Annotated in this window: 4 protein-coding genes; all 4 read right to left on the minus strand. The window is 35.6% G+C overall.

From position 1 onward, the window contains the following. Nucleotides 1-209: 209 nt before the first annotated feature. Complete coding sequence (locus tag CCAND38_RS08205; protein ID WP_052458204.1) at nt 210-470, minus strand: DUF6567 family protein; 261 nt, start codon at nt 468-470, stop codon at nt 210-212. 292 nt (nt 471-762) lie between these two features. Next, on the minus strand, nt 763-1,509 hold the full coding sequence (gpmA, locus tag CCAND38_RS08210; protein WP_042344794.1) for a 2,3-diphosphoglycerate-dependent phosphoglycerate mutase: 747 nt from the start codon (nt 1,507-1,509) through the stop codon (nt 763-765). 148 nt (nt 1,510-1,657) lie between these two features. Continuing rightward, nucleotides 1,658-3,523 (minus strand): membrane protein insertase YidC, encoded by a 1,866-nt coding sequence (gene yidC, locus CCAND38_RS08215; RefSeq protein WP_042344795.1) that lies wholly within the window; start codon nt 3,521-3,523, stop codon nt 1,658-1,660. A gap of 133 nt (nt 3,524-3,656) precedes the next feature. Beyond that, nucleotides 3,657-5,297 carry a CTP synthase gene (gene pyrG / locus CCAND38_RS08220; RefSeq protein WP_042005816.1) on the minus strand — a complete coding sequence of 547 codons (1,641 nt, stop codon included), beginning with the start codon at nt 5,295-5,297 and terminating at the stop codon, nt 3,657-3,659. Nucleotides 5,298-5,504 lie beyond the last annotated feature (207 nt).

A 5,504-nucleotide genomic window follows, 5' to 3' on the forward strand; every position in this document is an offset into this window, starting at 1 on the left:
TAAGCTATACGCCATAAGCTAATAGCTAACTGCCTTCCAAAGCGGGTGCAAAAGTAATACTTTTTTATAAAACACCAAAAGTTTTGTAAAGTTTTTTCCAAAAAAAATCACTCTCGTCCCAAAGTTAGCATATAAATTATTGATTATGTTACTGATTATGAAACCATTAAACAAAAATAAAAACTGCTATAAATGACAGTCTTTTAACCTTACTCTGTAAATTCAATAACTTCTGCTGTTACAACGATTGTATAAGTTTCCAAAATAAACATATAAGAACGATGTACTTCAATTCGTTCATTGATAACAACTCTTGCTGATCCTTCTAAATTTGCTTGATTTAACATATTTCGTCTTGCTTCTGCTAAAACTGATTTTTTCAAGCCCCAAAAACCAAAAATTTTATTATCGGAAGCTTCTCCTTTTATAGTTGTGATTTGTAATGAAAAAATAACCAAAACTGATAACACTTTTATATCTCAACATAAGTTTAAAGCTATCAGCGAATAATACCTAAGTAAAAAGTTTTAATATTTAAAAATACTGCTATTTTTCACGACAATGAAGCAAAATTTACAGATAAAAACTTTTCTTGGCACCACTCCTGTCCGAAAGTTTTAAATGTCTTAGATTCATCTACAGGTTAATAATTTTAGTTAATTGATTTCCTATATTGTTGAAAAAAAATTACACTATTTCAAAAACAAAAACTTTGGAATAGAGAGAGTCCCGATTCCAAAGTTTTTCTTTTAAATTAATTTTTTACTTACTTTTTCCTTGGTTTGCAACGCTGTTAATGGCAGCTGCAATAGCCTCTTGGTCGCCCAAGTAGTAGCTTTTTATAGGTTTTAAATCAGCATCTAACTCGTAAACCAATGGCACTCCTGTAGGAATATTTAGTTTCAAAATAGCTTCTTCACTAAGTCCGTCCAAATATTGAACCAATGAACGCAAACTGTTTCCGTGTGCTGCAATAATTACGCTTTTCCCTGATTTAATAGCAGGAGCTATTTCACTGAACCAGAAAGGCAACATACGATCGTAAGTATCTTTCAAACTTTCGCCACCTGTTTTTTCTTCGGGTTGCAAGTCAGCATAACGGCGATCGTGTGAAGGATGACGTTCATCTGTTTCTTCAATGAGTGGAGGTTTCACATCGTACGAACGTCTCCATAAAAGCACTTGATCCTCACCATATTTTTCGGCTGTCTCCGCTTTGTTTAAACCTTGTAATGCTCCATAGCTCTTCTCGTTTAAACGCCAATGCTTGTGAGTAGGCACCCATAAATCGCCCATCTCTTCTAAAGCATAGTTTAAGGTTTTGATAGCTCTTTTCAACACCGAAGTAAAAGCTATGTCAAACTTAAACCCTTCTTTTTTGAGGATTCGTCCTGCTTCACGAGCTTCTTCAATACCTTGTTCTGTTAAATCAACATCTTGCCAACCTGTAAATAGGTTTAGTTTGTTCCATTCACTCAATCCGTGACGTAGTAATACAATTTTGTACATATATCTTTATCTTTTTAATTATTAGCTACTACAAAATACTCGACAAATATACCTTTTTTTTTCGAAATCACCTAAGCTAAGAAACATTTTTTGCACCAATATGCAATCTAAGTATGAAATTGATAGTTGCTACTGATTTAAGCTAAACTTATTTTTTTTGTTGAGCCTTGCGTTGAGCTTCGGCTTGTTCCATCATTTCACGCATTTTACGTTGGAAATTACTTTCCTTTTTAGGTTGTTTTTTATTTTCTTCAATACGTGCATGGATTTTTTTCTCATCAATAATCCAGTATTTGATTGCCAACATGATCAAAATAGTCAGCAAGTTAGATACAAAATAGTACAAACTCAATCCACTCGCGTAGTTGTTAAAGAAAAATAACATCATTATAGGCGACAAATAAATCAAAAATTTCATATTAGGCATCCCTGGTTGTTGCTGTTGCATACTTTGCGACATTGTCATTAAAGAATAAATCAAAATAGCAACCGATGCCAAAATTGGAAATAAACTAATATGGCTTCCATAGAAAGGAATTGAAAACGGAAGTTCCATAACAGCATCATAGGATGAAAGGTCATCTGCCCATAGGAAGCTGTGTTGTCTCAACCCAAATGCTGTTGGAAAGAAATTGAACAACGCCAAGAAAACAGGTAACTGCAATAACGCAGGAATACAACCACTTAACGGATTTACACCTGCTTTACGATATAAATCCATCGTTTCTTGCTGACGTTTCATCGATTCTTTAAATTTCTCGTTAATTTCATTGATTTCAGGGCGTAGTACCTTCATCTTTGCCTGTGATATGTACGATTTATACACCATTGGCGATAGAAGAACACGTACAATGATGGTCATTAAAATAATAGCAATTCCTACGGAAAAATAATTAGTAAGCAAATTAAACAACGGAATAAACAAAAATTTATTGAGCCATCCGAAGATTCCCCAACCTAATGGAATTAAATCTGTAAGGTCATGATTTTCATATTGCTTTAAAACATTGTAATCACTCGGGCCAAAATAGAAATGCAATGATTCACCGAGTTCACCTCCTTTAAGTGTCAATGGTAAAGAGGCTACGTAATCCTTAGTAAATTGAACATCTACTCCTTCATCTTTGACCAGATTTTTGGAAACAAATTTTCCCTCCGCTAAAGGAGTATCAGAGATTAAAATCGATGAAAACAAGTGCTGTTTAAATGCAACCCAGTTAACATTTTTCAATTGCTCATCATCATCTCCACTTTCACTCATGCGGTCTATTTTGTCACCCTCATGCTGAACGGTCATCTGTGTGTAACGGTTTTCATACGTTACGCTTTTTTCCATACGGCGTGATTTCATAGCCCACTGTAATGCCACAGGTTTTGCACCGTTTAGTACTTCTGATAAACCTTGTGAACGCACTGAAAAATCGACCATATATCCTTCGGATTTCAACTCGTAGACATACTCTAAAAACTGATTTTCAGACACTTTCAATTTCATGGAAACTACTTTTTTACCATCTTTTTCGGTAGTAGTCGGTTCAAAATAAAGGTCCTTAGTGTCTAGGTTTTGATTTTGAGTTGTAGTGAAATTCAATGAAAATGAGGCGTTGTCATCTTGAATTAAATATAAAGGCTGTGCATCATAAGTTGTAAACTCTTTCAAGAACAACTGTTTCACTTGTCCTCCTTTGTTACTGATAACCAATTTAATATCCTTATTCTCCAAAACGGTTACCCCTTCAGATGCCGATGGCAACGAAGCTGAATAAGCAAATGCTCCCAAGGTTGACTTATACTGAGCCAAAGCTACCGAATCAGTTGGAATAGTGGCTGGTTTTGTTTGAGTTGAAGTTAGTTGATTTTGACTATTTCGTTCAGCTTCCAAGCGCTCCTTTTCAGCCTGTCGTTTGGCCAATTCCTCTGCTGTAGGTTGGTTATTATAGCTCATCCACAGGAGCAACAAAAATATAATTCCAAACCCAAGAATTGTTTTAAAATCTATCTTTTTTTCTTCCATCTTTTGATTATTATCTGCTTAAAAAATTATTATTTAAAGGTTTAGCTACAAAAACTGATACAAAATGTAATTTTCAAATAGCTCTTCTTTTGGTATCTTATTCACATACGGAACGCATCCTAAGTAAGATTCCCTAAAATGAGTGTCGAGGCTCTCGACTGATTTTATTTTCCAAAGATGCTTTTACGAAAGCTATAAACAACGGATGTGGATTAGCAACCGTACTTTTGTATTCAGGGTGATATTGAACCCCCACAAACCATGGATGCTCTTCTTTTTTAAGTTCAATAACTTCCACCAAATTAGTTTCGGGATTCACGCCTGAACATTGCAATCCTGCGTTTTCCAATTGCTCCTTATAATCATTATTAAATTCATAGCGATGGCGATGGCGTTCTGAAATAGCTTCCTTTTTATAGGCTTCATAAATCAATGTACCTTTTTTAAGTTTACAGTCCCAGGCTCCCAAACGCATAGTCCCCCCTTTTTGAGTTATTTCTTTTTGGCTTTCCATCAAATTAATTACAGGATAGTCAGCTTCAGGGTTCATCTCAGTAGAGTTAGCATTAATCAAATTAGCCTTGTGACGAGCATACTCTATCACAGCCATTTGCATACCCAAGCAAATTCCTAAGAATGGAATTTTGTTTTCTCGAACATATTTTATCGCGATGATTTTCCCTTCGATGCCTCGACCTCCAAAACCTGGAGCTACCAAAACACCATCTAAATGACCTATTTTTTCGTGTACATTATCTTGATCAATATACTCAGAATGAATACTTTCCACATCCACACGAACTTCATTTTCTGCACCCGCATGGATAAATGATTCCAAAATTGATTTATATGAATCCTGCAACTCAACGTATTTACCAACCAAACCAATTTTGATGCGGTGCTTTGGATTTTTATGGCGTTGCAAAAACGCATTCCACTGCACTAAATTAGGTTCATTACGTGCTGGTAAATCTAACTTTTTCAATGCTACCTTATCCAACCCTTCTAAAAGCATCATGTTCGGCACATCATAAATGGTTGAAGCATCGATTGATTGGATAACGGCCTCTCGTTTTACATTGCAGAACAGAGCTAATTTATAGCGTAAATCGTCAGAAAGTTCATGCTCTGTGCGACAAACCAATATATCAGCTTTGATACCACTTTCCATCAGGGTTTTAACACTGTGTTGTGTAGGTTTAGTCTTCAATTCACCCGCTGCAGCCAAAAATGGAACTAAGGTCAAGTGTACCACAATTCCGTTATTCTCTCCCAAATCCCATAACAGTTGTCGTACCGACTCAATGTAAGGTAAAGATTCAATATCACCAACCGTACCACCAATTTCGGTAATGACAATGTCAAAATCGCCCGTTTTTCCCAGAAGTTGCATTCGTTCTTTGATTTCGTTGGTAATATGTGGAATCACCTGAACTGTTTTGCCTAAAAATTCCCCACGACGTTCTTTTTCAATGACACTTTGGTAAACACGACCTGTTGTAACATTGTTTGCTTGAGAGGTAGGTACGTTCAAAAAACGTTCGTAATGTCCTAAGTCTAAGTCAGTTTCTGCACCATCTTCGGTAACGAAGCACTCTCCATGTTCATACGGGTTGAGTGTTCCAGGATCTACATTGATATAAGGGTCAAACTTTTGAATCGTAACCCGATAGCCACGTGCTTGTAACAATTTAGCCAACGATGCTGCGATGATTCCCTTTCCTAAAGAAGACGTTACGCCTCCTGTAACAAAAATATATTTGGTCTTAGCCATAGCTTATTAGTTATTTCAAATTCCAACGGGCAAAAGTACGATTTTTATTTGGAAATAAAAAACAACAAAAATAGGATTCCTCCAAGCAGATTCCGCATTAAGTGTAGCTACTAAAAAAATAGGTCGTGTTTTAAAAAGTATGATGGTATAAAAATTTGACAATCAGGGAATAAAGTTGTATTTTTGTTGAATGCTAATAACAATTAC

It is taken from the genome of Capnocytophaga canis, from assembly GCF_000827555.1.
Lineage (GTDB): Bacteria > Bacteroidota > Bacteroidia > Flavobacteriales > Flavobacteriaceae > Capnocytophaga > Capnocytophaga canis.

Excerpts from the sequence above, each read along its gene's own strand:
- gpmA (WP_042344794.1), bottom strand. The coding sequence starts at position 1,509 with ATGTACAAAATTGTATTACTACGTCACGGATTGAGTGAATGGAACAAA.
- yidC (WP_042344795.1), bottom strand. The coding sequence starts at position 3,523 with ATGGAAGAAAAAAAGATAGATTTTAAAACAATTCTTGGGTTTGGAATT.
- pyrG (WP_042005816.1), bottom strand. The coding sequence starts at position 5,297 with ATGGCTAAGACCAAATATATTTTTGTTACAGGAGGCGTAACGTCTTCT.